This window comes from Polyangium sp. 15x6 (assembly GCF_029960785.1).
In the GTDB taxonomy this organism is placed as follows: domain Bacteria; phylum Myxococcota_A; class Polyangia; order Polyangiales; family Polyangiaceae; genus Polyangium.
On record NZ_JASBQE010000021.1, the window covers coordinates 32,847 to 47,896 of the forward strand.

Here is a 15,050-nt window from a genome sequence, read left to right on the forward strand (position 1 = left end):
CTCGTCAGGCGCCGCTCGAATCGCGGGCGACGCCTCTCTGGCGGAGCGCGAGGGCTCCCACGGCGGCGACGAGCTCCATCGGCTCGATCGGCTTTTCGATGTGCGCCTGGTAGCCCGAGGCGAGCGCGCGGCGCCGATCCTCGGGGCGCACGAACGCGGTGAGCGCGACCGCGGGCAAGCGCGAAGGATCGAGCCTGCGGGCGCTCCGGAGCTCGCGGATCAACGCGAATCCATCCATCCCCGGCATGCCGAGGTCGCTCACGAGCACGTCGATGGATCGCGCCTCGACGAGCCCGAGCGCTTCCTCCGCGCTCGCCGCGGCGACGACCTCGGCGCCGTGCTCCTCGAGCAGGCGTTGCACGACGTCGCGCGTGTCCGGCTCGTCGTCGACCACGAGCACACGCGCGCCCGAGAGATCATGCCCGTTCGCGAGAGAGGGCCGCGTGCTCTCGCGGCTCCTCTGCTGCGTGGACGGCGCGTTCGTGAGGCTCTCGTCCGGGATGGGCGCGACGGGCAGCTCCACCACGAAGCGCGCCCCTTTGCCTGACCCTTCGCTCTCGGCGCGTACGCGCCCGCCGTGCAGCTCCGCGAGGTGCCGGACGATGGCGAGCCCGAGGCCGAGGCCCCCGTGCTGGCGCGCTGCCGAGGCGTCGGCCTGGCGGAAGCGCTCGAAGACGTGCGGCAAGAACTCCGGGGTGATCCCTTGCCCCGTGTCCTTCACCGCGATCTCCACGCGCGTGTCGTCGCTCGTGCACGAGACCTCGACGACCCCGCCGCGCGAGGTGAACTTGATCGCGTTCGACAGCAGGTTCCACGCGATCTGCTGGATGCGCCCCGGATCGCCGAGGATCGTCCGTCCGCGCGCGCTTTCGCATCGCGACAGCTCGATGCTCTTCGCGTCCGCCGCGTGGCGCACCGATTCGAGCGCGGCGTCGATCACGGCCTCGACGTCCACGGACGACACGTCGAGCTTGAGCTTGCCGCTCACGATGCGGCCGACGTCGAGCAGATCCGAGATGAGCTGCGTCAGCAGGCGCGCGTTGCGGTCGATCACCCCGAGGCCCCGCGCGATCGTCGCGGGCGCGAGGTCGGGCTTCTGCAGGATCTGGGACCAGCCCGCGATGGCCGTGAGCGGCGTGCGGAGCTCGTGCGAAACCGTGGCCAGGAACTCGTCCTTGAGCCGGCTCGCGCGCTGGGCCTCTTCGCGGGCGGCGCGCTCGCTCGCGAGCAGCGCCTCGCGCTCCTCCGCGGCGCAGAGCTCGCGGGTCACGTCGCGCATCGTCACGACGCCGAACTCCACCTTGCCTTCCGCGTCGCGCACGGCCCGGCCTGCGTAGCGGATGACGACCGCATCGCCTGTCGGGCGACGCATGCGCAGGTCGAGATCGCTGAACACCTCGCCTCGGATCGCCCTGGAGATGGGCCACTCTTCGAGGCGCAGCTCGCGCCCGTCGAGCGTCGACAGGACGAGGTTGCCCGCGAAGTCGCGCAGGTGCATGCCGACGATCGTGGACACGGGTTGGTCATGCTCGCGGATCCCGCCGTCGGAGGCGTCTCGCGCGGACGGGTTGAGCGAGACGAAGTTGCCCTCCGCGTCGCTCACGAGGACCGCCTCGGCCATGCTCCCGAGGATCGCCTCGAGCTTCGACAGGCTCTGCTCGGCGCGCGCGCGGGCGTCGCGGACCGCGAGCTCCATCCGATCGGCGCGCTTGCGCTCGGTGATGTCCACGATGAGGACGCCGACCGAGGCGACGGCACCGTCCGGCGCGAGCACGGGGAACAGGTGGAGACGCCAATCACGCAGCTCCTCGGAGCGATCCTTGCCCCCGGCCGTGATCTCGATGCCTTCCACGGCCTCGCCCGTCTCGAAGACCTTGCGCAGCAGCGGCTCCACGAGGGGGACGAACTCCGGGACGACCTCGTGGATCGTGCGGCCGTGATGATCGTTCGTGGACAAACCATTCATCCGCGCGAGCGCCGCGTTGACGAGGAGGTAACGGCATGCGCGGTCGAAGAAAGCGAAAGCGAACGGCACGTGGGCGAGGAGCGACTCGATCTCGGCCGTGCGCGCGCAGGCGATCCGTTCGAGCTCGCGTGTCCGCTCCGCGACGCGGCGCTCGAGCTCGGCGTTCTGGCTCTCCGCGCGGGCGAGGGCGCGCCGGAATGCCTCGTGGATCGCGACGACGAACGCGAAGGCCACGACGAGCTCGACGAGCCGCGCGCGAGCTCCGAGGCGCTCTTCGAAACCGAGCCGGATGCAAAGGAGGAGGGCCACGCCAACGAGGCCCACGCCGAGCCCGGCGAGCCATCGTCCGTGGCTCCGGACCGGCTGCCGTGCCTCGATCGAACCCATTCGTCCACGCCCCCACTGCGATCTACGCACGAGCCCGAGGGCCAAGGAAAGGCCGATGCGCACGCAAGAGGGATCAAAACGGCGCTACGGAAATGTACGTATCCAGGATTCAGGGCGCGCCCGACGGACCCAACGCGCCCGACCTTCCCAGGCCACGTTCGGCGCCGTAGGATACGCGCCCTTTCGGCCTCCACCTCACCCGCATTCCCGGTCTCCGACATGCGAAACGCCGATCCTGCCCGCCCGCGCCTCCACCTCGTGGACGCGACCTACGAGCTCTTCCGCGCTCACTTCGCGCAGCCGCCCCGCAAAGCGCCCGACGGCCGCGAGGTCGGCGCTGTCCGCGGGCTGCTCTCGACGCTCATGGTCCTCACGCGCGACGCCACGCATATCGCCTGCGCCACGGATCACGTCGTCCGTTCGTTCCGGAACGACCTTTACGCCGGATACAAGACCGGCGACGGCCTGCCCGAGGAGCTCACCTCGCAGTTCTTCCTGGCCGAGGACGCCATGCGCGCGCTCGGGCTCGTCGTCTGGCCCATGGTCGAATTCGAGGCCGACGACGCGATCGCCGCGGGCGCGGCCCGGTTTTCGGAGGACGCGGGGCAGGTCCTGATTGCCTCGGTCGACAAGGACCTCGCGCAGTGCGTCGACGGCACCCGCGTCGTCATGCTCGACCGGAAAAACGACAACGCCGTCCTCGACGCGGACGGGGTCACCCGGAAATTCGGCGTCAAACCCGCCTCCATCCCGGATTTCCTCGCCCTCGTGGGGGATTCGGCGGATGGATATCCCGGACTCCCGGGGTGGGGAGAGAAGTCGGCCGCCGCGGTGCTTTCCGTTTTCGGCACGATCGAGCGCATCCCGCGCGAGGCCTCGGCGTGGGGCATCAAGGTGCGGGGCGCCGAGAAGCTCGCCGCGACCCTCGCCGCGCGGAGCGACGAGGCCCGCCTCTTCAAGCAGCTCGCCACGCTCCGGACCGACGTCCCTCTGACCGAGGGGTTCGAGGACCTCGCGTACCGGGGGGCGAGGCCGGAGCTCCGGGCCCTCTGCGAGGAGCTCGGGATGCCCGATCTCGTCAAGCGCGTGACGCGCTGGCGCTCCTGAGCGCGCGGGGCGGGCGCGAAGCGGCGGTGGCAGTTCGTCGGACACGTGGGGTGCGTGACGCAGGCCGCTCGAATTTTGCGGGCCGTCCCGGCCGAGCCGTCGAGAAGGTGCCCGTCGCCCCGCTGCTGGTGTAGAAACGAGGCCGGTGACGTCCGGACTGGGGGGCACATACGACGGAAAGGCAGGGGGATTCCCCGATGCTGACGAGCCTCTTGCGGACGACGACCGGCAAACGCTGGTCATCGTCGGCAACGGGATGGTGAGCTACCGGCTCTGCCAGAAGCTCGTCGAGAACGGGGTCAACCAGTCGATTCGCATCGTGGTCTTCGGCGAGGAGCGCTTCCCCGCCTACGACCGCGTGCACCTCACGGACATCTTCGGTGGCCGTGACGGCGAGAGCCTGATCCTCGCGGAAGAGGACTGGTACGAGTCGCACGGCATCGACCTCTACCTCGACGATCCGATCATCCGCGTCGATCGCGACCACAGCTTCGTCGAGGCCTACTCGGGCCGCCGCGTCCCGTACAACCGCCTCGTCTTCGCCACGGGCTCCGAGCCGTTCGTGCCGCCCATCGAGGGCGTGCACGTCAAGGCCGAGGACGGCTCGAAGCGGCTGCGCAGGGGCATCTTCGTCTACCGGACCTTCGACGACGTCTACAGCATCGAGGCGCACATCGAGGGCTCGCTCCGCGTCGCCGTGATCGGCGGCGGCTTGCTCGGCCTCGAGGCGGCGAAGGCGATCTACGACCTCGGCCGGAGGCTGCATCCGATCGAGGTCCAGGTCATCGAGGTCGCGCAGGGCCTCATGCCGCGGCAGCTCGACGCGCAGGGCGCCGTGGTGCTCAAGGAGAAGATCGAGGAGCTCGGCGTCAAGGTCCAGGTCGGCAAGAAGATCAAGAGCGTGGTCTCCACGAAGGAGCACCTCGCCGCGAAGAAGAAGGCCGAGAGAGAAGCCGAGCGGCTCGCGAAGGAAGCGGAGAAGCAGGCGAAGAGGCAGGCGCGGCAGACCCTCATGTCGCTCACGCCCGGCGAGCTCGCTCCCGGCAGCGCTGGCCCGTACCGCTTCGCTCCGCCGCGTAGCGACGTCGTCGAAGACGATCCGCTGGAGGACGAGGAGCCGAAGGAAGCGGTCGTCGAGGACGAGGAGCCCGAGGAGACGCTCGAGGACGAGACCGAGCGCCTCGTGATGGAGTTCGACGACGGGAAGATCCTCGCCGTCGACATGATCATCGTCTCCACGGGCATCCGCCCGCGCGGCGAGCTCGCGAAGGCCGCGGGCATCACGTGCGCGCCGAACGGCGGGATCCTCGTCGACGATCGACTGCAGACCTCGGACGAGCAGATCTTCGCGATCGGCGAGTGCGCGAGCCACAGCGGCATCACGTACGGCCTCGTCGCGCCCGGCTACCAGATGGTCGACGTGCTGGTGGCGAACCTGCTCGGCGAGAACGCGGAGTTCAAGGGCGCCGATCAGTCCGCGAAGTTGAAGCTCCTCGGCGTCACCGTCGCCGCGCTCGGCGAGTACGACGGCGACACGAAGCCGCTCTCGTCGGCGCTGCGCTACACGACCGGCGGCGTCTACCGCAAGCTCGTGACGCGCCAGGGCAAGCTCATCGGGGCGGTCACCGTGGGCGACTGGGAGAACCTCGATCGCATCCGCGACGCGCTCACCTCGCCCGTGCCGATGTCGTTCTTCGACATGCGGCGCTTCCGCTCGACGGGCAACCTCTTCGCGAAGGAGGAGTCGAAGAAGGTCACCGAGTGGGCCGACGAGGCCGTCGTCTGCGGCTGCATGCGCGTCACGCGCGGCACGCTCAGCCTGGCGATCGTCGAGGGCTGCGGGAACGTCGAGGCGCTCTGCAGCAAGACGGGCGCGGGCACGGTCTGCGGCTCGTGCAAGCCGCTCATCGCGGAGCTGCTCGGCGTGGACGAGAGCGGCGCGGTCCCCGTCGCCGTGCCCCCGCCTTCCGTGCGGATGGGCGAGCGGCCCGCGCTGCGCAAGGATCGTCCGCCCACGTCGCGCCGCACGATGACGCCCGCGCCGGTCTCGCAGCGCAGGCCGACGTACCCGGGCGCGATGCCGCGCTCGTCGGCCGTCATGAACATCGTCATGCCGGGCAGCCCGCCGCCTTCGAGCAGCGGACGCGCGCGCCGGAAGACCTTGTCGCTCATGGATGTCCCGCCCGGGCTCTCCGACTTCGGCGCCGAGGCGGCGGCCGCGTTCGCGCCCGAGCCCGTGCTGCGCGAGACCTACGACAGCGGCGTGCCGAGCAGCCGGCGCATGCCGTCCTCGCGCCCGCCGAGCCTCAAGCCGCGGGTGTCGTCGCGTCCGCCCACGCCCTCGTACACCGAGGGCCTCGAAGCGGCGATCCGCGCGCTCGCGCCGCCTGCGTTGCCCGAGGACGAGGCCGAGGTCGGCCTCTCATCCGATCGAGCGCCTGCGCTGCTCGAAGAGCCCGCGCGCGCGGTCGAGGACCTGCAGATCACGCCGCTGCCGCCCTTGCCGTCGTTCTTCGAGGATCCCGCGATCAACGACGAGGTCGAGGACGAGGCGGAGGACGAGTACGCCGAGGAGGCGGAGGCCGCGTTCAAGGCGCTCGACGAGGGCGTCTACGACTACGGCTACGTGCAGGCGCGGCGGAGCTGGGTGCCGCCGAAGCGCGTCGGCATGCTCCCGCCCGACCATCCGCAGAAGGGTGCGGCCAGCAAGTCGGTCGCGCCGCGCAAGGAAGCGGTGCCGCCCGAGTCGGGGCTCAGGCCGCTGTTCGTGGCGTCGATCGGCGCGTTCCTCCTGTCGGCCGTGGCGGTCGCGTCGCGACCGATGCCGGTGCCGACGACGATCGCGGGCCGGCTCGGCCCTGCGCGCCTCTTCACGGACGACACGCTGAAGCAGATCTCCGGCTACGTGCTGCTCGGCCTCTGCGTGGTGAGCCTCGTGCTCTCGCTGCGCAAGCGCTGGAAGCGATTCACGTGGCTCGACGTGCCCATGTTCCGGGCGATCCACGGCATCATCGGCGCCTCGACGATCTTCGCGCTCGTGGTGCACACGGGCCTCAGGCTCGGCCACCACCTGAATTTCTGGCTATCGATCGATTTCCTCGCCGTGTGCGTGCTCGGCGCGATCGCGGGCGTCGTGACGGCGATCTCGAATCGATGGGGCGCGATGAAGGCGCGTGATCGGCGGCTCTTCACGTCGCGCGCGCACCTCGTGGTGTTCTGGCCGCTGCCCGTGCTCGTCGCGCTGCACGTGGTGCAGGTCTACTACTACTGACCGAGCGAGCACGAATCGCACGTAGGGACGCGCTGTTCGTGTCCCAACTGGTTTTCCGTTCGTGCGAGGCTCACGAATCCTTACGCAACCCGAGGAGATCGCATGCGTATCTGGTTTCGTGCTTCGCTCTTGCTTCTGCTCCTGGCCCCCGCCTGCTCGCCCGCGGCGCGCGACGAGGGCCCGACCCTGGCCACGCGTTCCGCGCTGACCGTCACCGAGACCCAGAAGCTCACGGAGGTGACGCCCGCGCAGGGGGGCCGCTTCGGGCACTTCGTGGCCGTGAGCGGCAACACGGCGCTCATCACCGCGCCTCATGACGGCGGCATGGGCGCCGCCCACGTCTTCACGGTTGCTGGCGGGGTGGCCACGCTCGAGGCCACGCTCACGCCGAGTGACGGCTGGGTGGGGGACGCGTTTGGTGAGGCCGCGGCGCTCGACGGCGACACGGCGGCGGTGATGGCCCGCGCCGACAACCTCCCGGGCCAGAACGGGGCGGTCTACGTATTCGTTCGGAGCGGCGGCGCCTGGACGCAGCAGGCCAAGCTCCTCGTCCCGAGGGTCTCTGCGGGAGACATCGCGCAGCTCGCCGTGGCGCTCGACGGCGACACGATCCTCGCCTCGAGCGTGAACGAGGCCGGCGGGGTGCTCTCCGGGGAGGCGCAGGTCTTCACGCGTTCGGGCGGGACGTGGTCGTCGCCCGTGAAGCTCTTGCCGGTCACGGCCACCCCTGGATTTGCGCGGTCCGTCACGGTCTCGGGGAACACCGCGCTCCTCGGCTCGCCGGACGCTTCGCTCCTAGCACCGGGCGACGGGGTGGTTCACAGGTTCCTTCGAGGCGAAGGCGGGAACTGGACCGAGGACGTCCATTTCGGCTTTTTCGGGGCGAACGCCCATATGGGCCGCACCGTGGCGCTCGACGGCGACATCATGGCATTCGGGGGCGATGGCGTGTGGAGGCTCTACAACCCCAAGGGCGATGACGCGACGCTCAAAGTGTTCGAGGGGGATAGTTGGCCGGCGCTCCGGGGCAACGTGGTGCTGGCCGGGACGGCCGCGGGCGAGAGTGGACACGCTCGGCTGTACCACGGCGTGGTCGACGTTTCCTGGTCGGCGGTGCGAACGTACCTGCCCTCCGATCCGCAGAGCTACGATCAATTCGGCAGGCGACTCGCGCTCGGGGATGGATTCGCGCTCGTCGGCGCGGAGGAGCACACCGAGGGGATGATGACGAGGGCCGGCGCCGCGTACCTGTACGTCGTGCCCAAGCAAGAGGGCGAGGCCTGCGCCGTGGACGCGGATTGCCTGAGCACCACTTGCATGTCGGGCACGTGCGGGTTGTTCGTCTACAACAGCGGCGAAGGCGGCGGCGGAGGCGCAGGCGCAGGCCCCAACACGGGCGGCTTCGGAGGCGTAGGCAGCGGCGAAGGCGGCTTCGGAGGCGTAGGCGCAGGCCCCAACACGGGCGGTTTCGGAGGGCTAGGCGCGGGCGGCGGCGGCGTTGCCGGCGACGGCGCTGCCGGCGGCGGCGTGGCCGGCGGCGGCGGCGGCGCGGGCGCGAGGAGGGCATGCACGCCCCAGGCGACGAGCGCGGTCCCGGCGCCGAGGCCGGCGCAGAGCGCGGCGGCCGGCAGCCACGAGATCCCTCCCGCCACGGCGGCGGCGGCGGCGTAACGCCCGAGGCGCGCGGTGGTGCGGGCGCGTTCGGCCTTCGTCATCGGGCGTGTCTTCGATCCGGCGCGGAGCAGCGCGCGCACGTCGTCGGGACCGTCGTCGCGAAGGCGGGTCGGCTCGCTCATTCGAGGCTCCCTCCGCGCGCCTTGTGGCGCGCCACGATCTTCTGGAACTGCTTGCGCGCGGCGCTGAGCCGCGACCACACCGTGCCAACGGGGACGCCGAGGATCGCCGCGATCTCCTCCGAAGGCAGCTCGTCCAGCTCGAACATCACGAAGACCGCGCGCTTGTCGAGGTCCATCTCGTCGAGCACGCGGTCGAGCGTCGCCCGCGCGCGGCGCGCCTCCAGCGCGACGTCGGGGGACTCGCCGGTAGGCGCCTCGAACGTCGCCGCGACGTCGTCGGTCGGCACCTCGCGGCGGAACCACGCGCGCCGCCGGTGCGCCGCCGCGACCCGGAGGCACACGCCGAAGAGCCATGTCGTCAGGGCCGAGCTCCCGTCGAAGGTGTGCAGGCGTTTGTGCACGACGACGAACACCTCCTGGAAGACGTCCTCCAGATCGGCCGGCCGGATGCCGAGCCGCTGGAGCGATCGCCACACGAAGTCGGCCTGCGCCTCGTGCACCGCGAGCACGTCGAGCTCGTTCGTGGTGGAGGAGGGCGCGGTGGCGGTGCGGGGGGCGAGGGCGGCGAAGATCACGCGGCTGGCCGTGAATGCGCGGAGGTGCGCCAAACCTTCACGGAAAATTCGCCCCCAACCCCACGAACGGCAGCCCGGTCACCGGGGCTTGCTCGAAGATGGGCGTTGTCCACCCCTTCACCTCGAACGGGCGCCGTGTGATCGGCACGAGCACGTGCACGCCCATCTCGGCGTGCAGGCGCGGCGCGAGACGCACGCGAAGCCGCGGCGTGATCGCCGCAGCCGCCCAGAACCAGTCCCCGGGCTCCGCCGGCTCCAGATCGTAGACGACGGCGTGGAGCGCCCCCGCCCAGAGCGACCCACAAGCGGCCAGATCCGCCGCGCCGGTCCGCGCCACGTCGACGCACGCCCCGAGCGCGAGCGTCGACAGTCCGAAGCCAAACTGCCCGCCTTCCGTCCGCGCCTCCGGCAGCCACAGCGCCTCGCCGGTGATCTGCACCCGCGGCGCGACCGCCACGTGCCCCGAAAGCCCGACGCCCGGCGCCGCCTTCGGCAAGAGCCCGAGGCCGAGCCCGCCCCGCAGCGCGATCCCCGAGGCTCCGAGCACCTCCGGCGGCGTGGGCGCGGCGGCGGGTACGGTCGGCGCGGTGGCGGGCACAGTCGGCGCGGCGGCGGCGGGCACGGCGGGTGTGACAGAGGGCAGCGGCTGCGGAGGCGCCGGTGGCGGTGGCGTGGCTGCGGGCGGCGGAGGAGGGGGCGGAGGAGGCGGGGACATGCCAGCCTCGGGATCGATGGCGAGAGCGACGGCGAGCACGCTCGCGGCCTCGATCGGGCCGCAGTCCGTCGCCTCGCTCGTCAGCTCGCGCACGCCGGCGAGCGCCCCGTCGCGGCCCCGCACGTAGATCTCGGCGCGGAAACCGCGCTCCGGGCGCGAGATGATGGCCTCGATCGAGCGTTCCGCGTCGGCTGCAAACGGGCTCCTCCCGAGCCGCGCCGTCACCAGGTCGGCGATCTGCTGCTGGCTCGAGCATGCGTCCGCGCCCTGCGCCCGCACCCAAGCGAAGCGCACCAGCTCGGGCTCCGCCCCCGCGCGCGGCGCGACGAGCGCGAGGGCAAGGGCGGTCGCGCCCGCGCAGAGGGAAAGGGAGGCGATGGGTCGGGGAGGGGAGCGCACGGCGGGGAGCATCGCTCAGCGCAGGCCGATCGACCAGGTGCCTAGCAGGCTGTTGATAAGCTTGCTGCGCGCCAAACCGGTGTTCCGTGCGTGGGACGGGCGGCCTGGGTCATGGCTCGCCGTCGGCGTCGCCGCAGTGAAGAATCACGCATTGATTGCGTTCGGACTCTCTCATCCGGCTGCACAGCTGGCCGATATCCGAATCCCTGTCGACCACGTCGCCTTCGTGCGGCTCGCTCCTGCCGGGCTTGTACTCGACATTTTCGAGCGCCACCCATCGCCCGCTGAACTCATTCGAGCGGCACAGCTCTGCCCACTTCGTGCGCGTACTGTGTTTGTCTCGCATGGCAAGGACACGGTACCGTCCTTTGCATCCCGAGGTCAATCTCGCTCGCAGTCGAGATAGTGCTGCTCCCAGCAGGATTGTCACGGCCGCATTGTACGGTGCTTCGCGTTCCCGAGGTGGTCAGGGCTCGAAGGCATCGCGAGGAATGGGTGGCGCTCGCGGCATTCAGCTCGGGCAACAACCACATTCCGACGTTCTCGAATCGGTACCGCAATGTCTCCCACAGATTCTGTTGCGCTCCATGGTCACGTGCTATGCCGAGAATCGGTTGTCCGCTGCGGGAGTGCCGTACCGCATACGCGCCCATCGCCGTCCCCGAGCGGGATCCCTGAATGCCGTCCCCCTCCGCTCGCGCTTGCGCTTCCGTTCCCGCCTCCACCCTGCCGAGCGCGCAGGGCGCGTGATGGCAGTTTGAATGTCGTCAAATATACGCACCCTCGTCGGAATCGTTGGTAGGCACGATTCCGGCTCGCGTATCGGGCGCCCATCCTTTACCTTCGGGGCCGAAACGGAGACGCGCGACGGCGGGCGCTTCCGCGCCATCGAGCCAGCCGCGGCTCCACGAATCTCCGCCCAACGAGAGGACGAAGCCATGAGCCGCACGAAACCCCGATACGCATTCGCCAACCGCCTCGCGCTCTCGCTATCCCTTTTGCTCGTCGCGCCCGCGCTCGCCATACCCGCGTGCGGCGGCGAAGGTGGCAACGCCGGCTCGGGCAACCAAGGAGGCAGCGGCAATGGTGGATCCGGCGGGACCGGCGGGACCGGCGGCATCGGCTTCCCTGGCGTCGGCGGGAGCGGGAACGGCGGCAGCTCGAGCTCCGGGATTGATGCGTGCGTCTCCACGAACAAGACCGCCGAACTGCGCCCGCTCGACATGTACGTGATGCTCGATCAGTCGGGATCCATGGTCGGCTACCACGACACGTCCAAGTACGACGATTGCACCTCCGCGGTGGAGGACGGCGGGCTCGTCTCCATCCCGCGGTGGAAGGACGTCACCACGGCGCTGAACGGGTTCATGAAGGACCCGAACTCCACCGGGATCAACGTCGGCCTCGGGTTCTTCCCGCCGTATCAGGCGCCCACGCCTGGCCAGACGAAATGCCAGGACAACATGTGCGACATCAACGAATACGCGACGCCCGAGGTGCCCATCGCCGCGCTGCCAGCCAACGCGACGCCGATTGCCGAAGCGCTCGATTTCACGCCGTGCCCGTGCAACGGCACGCCCATGTCGGCGGGGCTCCAGGGCGCCGTCGAGTACGCGAAGCAGCGGGCGGCGGAGAACCCGGATCACGTGGTCGTCGTCGTGCTCGCGACGGACGGCGAGCCGAAGGGCGATTGCTCGGGCGGGACCGACGACGACGAGGATTACACCCCGCCCACGCAGGTCGCAGAGGACGCGTTCACGGGCTCGCCGAGCATCCCCGTCTACGTCATCGGCGTGGGGGACCTGCTCTCGTCGCTCAACGCCATCGCAGCGGCGGGCGGGACGAATCAGGCGTTCCTGGTGGACGGCAATCAAGGGACGACGGACGCCTTCATCCAGGCCCTCAACGAGATCCGCGGCAAGGCGCTGTCCTGCGAAATCGCGATCCCGGCGCCGCCCCCGGGAGAGACGCTCGACCCGAACCTGGTCAACGTCGTGTACAAGCCGAGCGACGGCTCGCCGGAGGTCACCTTCACGAAGGCGGCCGATGCCGCGGTCTGCGCCGACGTCCCCGGGAGCTGGTATTACGACGACCCGGCCAAACCGACCCAGATCATCCTGTGCCCCGAGGCATGCTCGAAGATCAAGGGGGACAACAGCGCGCAGCTCAACGTGGCCTTCGGCTGCGAGTCGGTGATCGCGATCCCGAAGTGAGGCGTCACCTCGCCGCGATCCGATCCGCCACGCGCGCCGCCGCATACCGCGCGAGCCCTCGCGCCCATGCGCCGAGATCATCCCGCAGCGGCGTTTGTCCCACGACCCACCGCACGCCGAGCGCGGCCTTCGTGCGCGGCACCGGAAACCCACCGACGTCGTAAAACGGCACGAGCGCCGCGCGGCGGAGAAGTCCGGGATCGAAGGCCTGGACGAGCGCGGGATCGACGCTCGCAGCGCCGAGCGCTCGCAGCGTCGAGAGCACCACGAACATCACCGTCCCGAGTCGGAAGTCGCGCGCTCTCTCCACGAGGATCCCCGTGTCGAGCCCGGCTCGCAGCAAAAAAGAAAGGTCGAGCCACGCCATGTCGTGCCGGAACTCGTGCCCCGCCGCGTGCAGCGCCACGAGGAGCGCATGATCTTCCGCCGACGGCACGAAGAGCCCCGGCAGCGCCGGCGCGGGCTTCGCGCGTTCTTCCACCGCCGCGAGGTCGATCGGCCGCGGCACGATCTTGTCGAGTGTCCCGTGCACCTCCACGAGCAGGCGCATCTCCCCGGCGCGCGCGACGAGCTGCGTCTCGCCGAGCATCTCGCGACTCTTCGGGCGAAAGCGATTCTCGTGCAGCTCGAGCCCCGCGGCCGCGAGCGCTTCGATCACCGCGCGCTCGCGCCGCGGCGGCACGAGCAGATCCACGTCGCACATCGGTCGCGCGGCAGGCGAGGGGTACACCGTGAGCGCGAGCGCCGCGCCTTTCACGAGCATCGCGCGCTCCCCTCGCGCCACGAGCGCGCGCGAGATTTGCTCGAGCACGTGCGCCCGCAGCATCGCCTCGGCGTGCGCCTGCGGCGCGGGCGCGGGCATCACGGCGCGCGGATCACGCAAGAGGTCGAGGATGGGCGTCGGGAGCGGCGTCATGCGGAGAGCCGGAGCACGTGGTTTGCGAAGCCGAGCACGGCGGGATCGTGGATCGCGGCGATGACGCGGCGGCGCGCGGCGAGGCGTCGTAGCAGGCCGGCGAGCTCGGTGACGCTCGCCGCATCGAGGTGAGCCTCGGGTTCGTCGAGCACCACGAGATCGGCCTCCCGCACGAGCGCCCGCGCGAGCATCACGCGCCGCGCTTGCCCGCGCGAGAGCGAGCCGAGGCGAAGCGCGAGCGCCGCTGCATCCGAGCCGGCGCGGGCCCGGAGCGTGTCCCAGAGCCCCACCTCGTCGAGCGCGGCGGCGAGGCGAGCGTCGGGCGCGTCCGCGTCGAAGGCGCGCAGCGACGCGGCGATCGTCGCGTCCGGCGGCTCGAACGGCGCTTGCGAGACGAAGGCCACCCGATCCCCGAAGCGCGCATGTCCCGGCCCCGGCGGCTCCTTGCCGTCCACGAGGACACGCCCTTCGTCCGGACGAACCAGCCCGAGCAGGAGATAGAGCAGCGTCGTTTTCCCCGCGCCGTTCGGCCCGAGCACGGCGAGGCTTTCGCCGGCCGGGAGCACGAGCGAGACGTCCCGCAGCGCGGGCGTGTTCGACGCGGAGGCGCCTTGCCGCGGTGGATACGCGTATCCCACGCCGTCGAGCCGGATCTCCGCGCGAGGATCGAGCGCGCGAGCAGGCGCGTCCACGTTCCTCGGACGAACCTCCGCCTCGCCCTTCGCGAGCATGTCCCCGAGCGACGCGAGCTCGCCCCGCGCGTGGACGAAGTTCCCGAGCCCCGCGATCGTCATCTGCAACGTGGGGATCGCGGCGAGCACGAGGAGCAGCGACCGATGCACGTCGCGCCCAACGCCCGCCTCGAACGCCTTCACGCCGAAGAGCTCCGCCGCGCCGAGCGCCGCGGCGATCGTCGCGAGCAGCGCGCCCCAGCCCGCGATCGCGCTCGTGGCGCGGGCGCGTAGCTCCGCAGAGGACCACGCCGACACCTCCGCCCGGAGCTCGTCGGCGAAGGCCCGCGCGCGCCCATGGGCCACGAGTTCCGCCGCGCCGGCAAACCCCGCCGATGCCCGCGCGAAGAGCACGCGTGATCGCTCGAACACCACGTCCCACGCCGCCTCCACGCGCGACGCGCCGAGCATCGTGACGAGCCCGCCCGTCACGCCCGCTGCGAGGAGCGGCGCGAGCGCGGACGCGCCGAGCGCCGAGACGAGCAGCGCGGTCACCGCGGGCACGGCGATCGCGCCGGCGACCAGGATGGCCACGCCCTCCACGGCCCAGCTCACGAGCACGGGCAGCGCCGTCGAGAGCCGCGCGGACGTGACCTCCGGAGGCGGCATCGCCACGACCGCGCCACGTTCGAGCGGCGCAACGAACAAATCGACGAGGCGGAGGCGCACCTCACGCGCGAGGGCATCCGCGGCCCGCGCGCGAACGAAGCTCAGGGCGGCCGCGACCGCGAGCAGGACGAGCGCGTCGCGGGGCCCGCGGTCGCCGAGCCAGAGGGCCGCGAGGGGCAGGGCGACACGCTGCGCGCACGCCGCGGCCGCGACGACCCCGAGGCTCGGCCCGGCCCCGCGGAGCAGCATGCGCGCGGGGGCGAGGGAGGTTCGCGGGGAGGTCGGGGCCAGCTCGGGCACTTGGGTGGGGACGTTTGCGGGCGAGCTCGGCCATGAACTTCACCCGGGGGCGTCACGGCTTGATA

At 71.0% G+C, this 15,050-nt stretch carries 10 protein-coding genes; 4 read left to right on the forward strand and 6 right to left on the reverse strand.

Annotated features, from left to right (window positions below; translation table 11 throughout):
• Positions 1 to 4: 4 nt before the first annotated feature.
• Positions 5 to 2,353, reverse strand: coding sequence for an ATP-binding protein (locus tag QHF83_RS17525; protein ID WP_282418994.1), 2,349 nt, complete (start codon positions 2,351 to 2,353; stop codon positions 5 to 7).
• Positions 2,354 to 2,572: 219 nt separating this feature from the next.
• On the opposite strand from QHF83_RS17525, the gene QHF83_RS17530 reads away from it, so the two are divergent.
• From QHF83_RS17530 to QHF83_RS17540, 3 genes are all read left to right on the forward strand, one after another.
• Positions 2,573 to 3,460 (forward strand): 5'-3' exonuclease H3TH domain-containing protein, encoded by an 888-nt coding sequence (locus QHF83_RS17530; protein ID WP_282418995.1) that lies wholly within the window; start codon positions 2,573 to 2,575, stop codon positions 3,458 to 3,460.
• A 145-nt stretch (positions 3,461 to 3,605) separates the two neighbouring features.
• The gene (locus tag QHF83_RS17535) at positions 3,606 to 6,731 is read left to right on the forward strand and encodes an FAD-dependent oxidoreductase (RefSeq protein ID WP_282418996.1); all 3,126 of its coding nucleotides are present in this window, start codon (positions 3,606 to 3,608) and stop codon (positions 6,729 to 6,731) included.
• Positions 6,732 to 6,833: 102 nt separating this feature from the next.
• Entirely contained in the window at positions 6,834 to 8,402 is a 1,569-nt protein-coding gene (locus tag QHF83_RS17540; RefSeq protein WP_282418997.1) for a hypothetical protein, read from the forward strand.
• Positions 8,403 to 8,523: 121 nt separating this feature from the next.
• Here the strand turns inward: QHF83_RS17540 and QHF83_RS17545 are convergent, their stop codons facing one another.
• The 3 genes from QHF83_RS17545 to QHF83_RS17555 form a co-directional block, all read right to left on the reverse strand.
• Entirely contained in the window at positions 8,524 to 9,135 is a 612-nt protein-coding gene (locus QHF83_RS17545; protein WP_282418998.1) for a sigma-70 family RNA polymerase sigma factor, read from the reverse strand.
• 4 nt (positions 9,136 to 9,139) lie between these two features.
• Positions 9,140 to 10,216 carry a hypothetical protein gene (locus tag QHF83_RS17550; RefSeq protein WP_282418999.1) on the reverse strand — a complete coding sequence of 359 codons (1,077 nt, stop codon included), beginning with the start codon at positions 10,214 to 10,216 and terminating at the stop codon, positions 9,140 to 9,142.
• Between the two features lie 109 nt (positions 10,217 to 10,325).
• Positions 10,326 to 10,562 carry a hypothetical protein gene (locus QHF83_RS17555; protein ID WP_282419000.1) on the reverse strand — a complete coding sequence of 79 codons (237 nt, stop codon included), beginning with the start codon at positions 10,560 to 10,562 and terminating at the stop codon, positions 10,326 to 10,328.
• Positions 10,563 to 11,154: 592 nt separating this feature from the next.
• Here QHF83_RS17555 and QHF83_RS17560 point away from each other — a divergent pair.
• Complete coding sequence (locus QHF83_RS17560; protein WP_282419001.1) at positions 11,155 to 12,429, forward strand: vWA domain-containing protein; 1,275 nt, start codon at positions 11,155 to 11,157, stop codon at positions 12,427 to 12,429.
• 4 nt (positions 12,430 to 12,433) lie between these two features.
• On the opposite strand, the gene QHF83_RS17565 is transcribed toward QHF83_RS17560, so the two are convergent.
• Together QHF83_RS17565 and QHF83_RS17570 are read right to left on the reverse strand one after the other, a co-directional pair.
• A complete protein-coding gene (locus QHF83_RS17565; protein ID WP_282419002.1) occupies positions 12,434 to 13,345 on the reverse strand; it encodes a nucleotidyltransferase family protein in 912 nt (303 codons plus the stop codon).
• Positions 13,342 to 14,934 carry an ATP-binding cassette domain-containing protein gene (locus QHF83_RS17570; protein WP_282419003.1) on the reverse strand — a complete coding sequence of 531 codons (1,593 nt, stop codon included), beginning with the start codon at positions 14,932 to 14,934 and terminating at the stop codon, positions 13,342 to 13,344. The genes QHF83_RS17565 and QHF83_RS17570 overlap by 4 nt, the downstream gene beginning before the upstream one ends.
• Positions 14,935 to 15,050 lie beyond the last annotated feature (116 nt).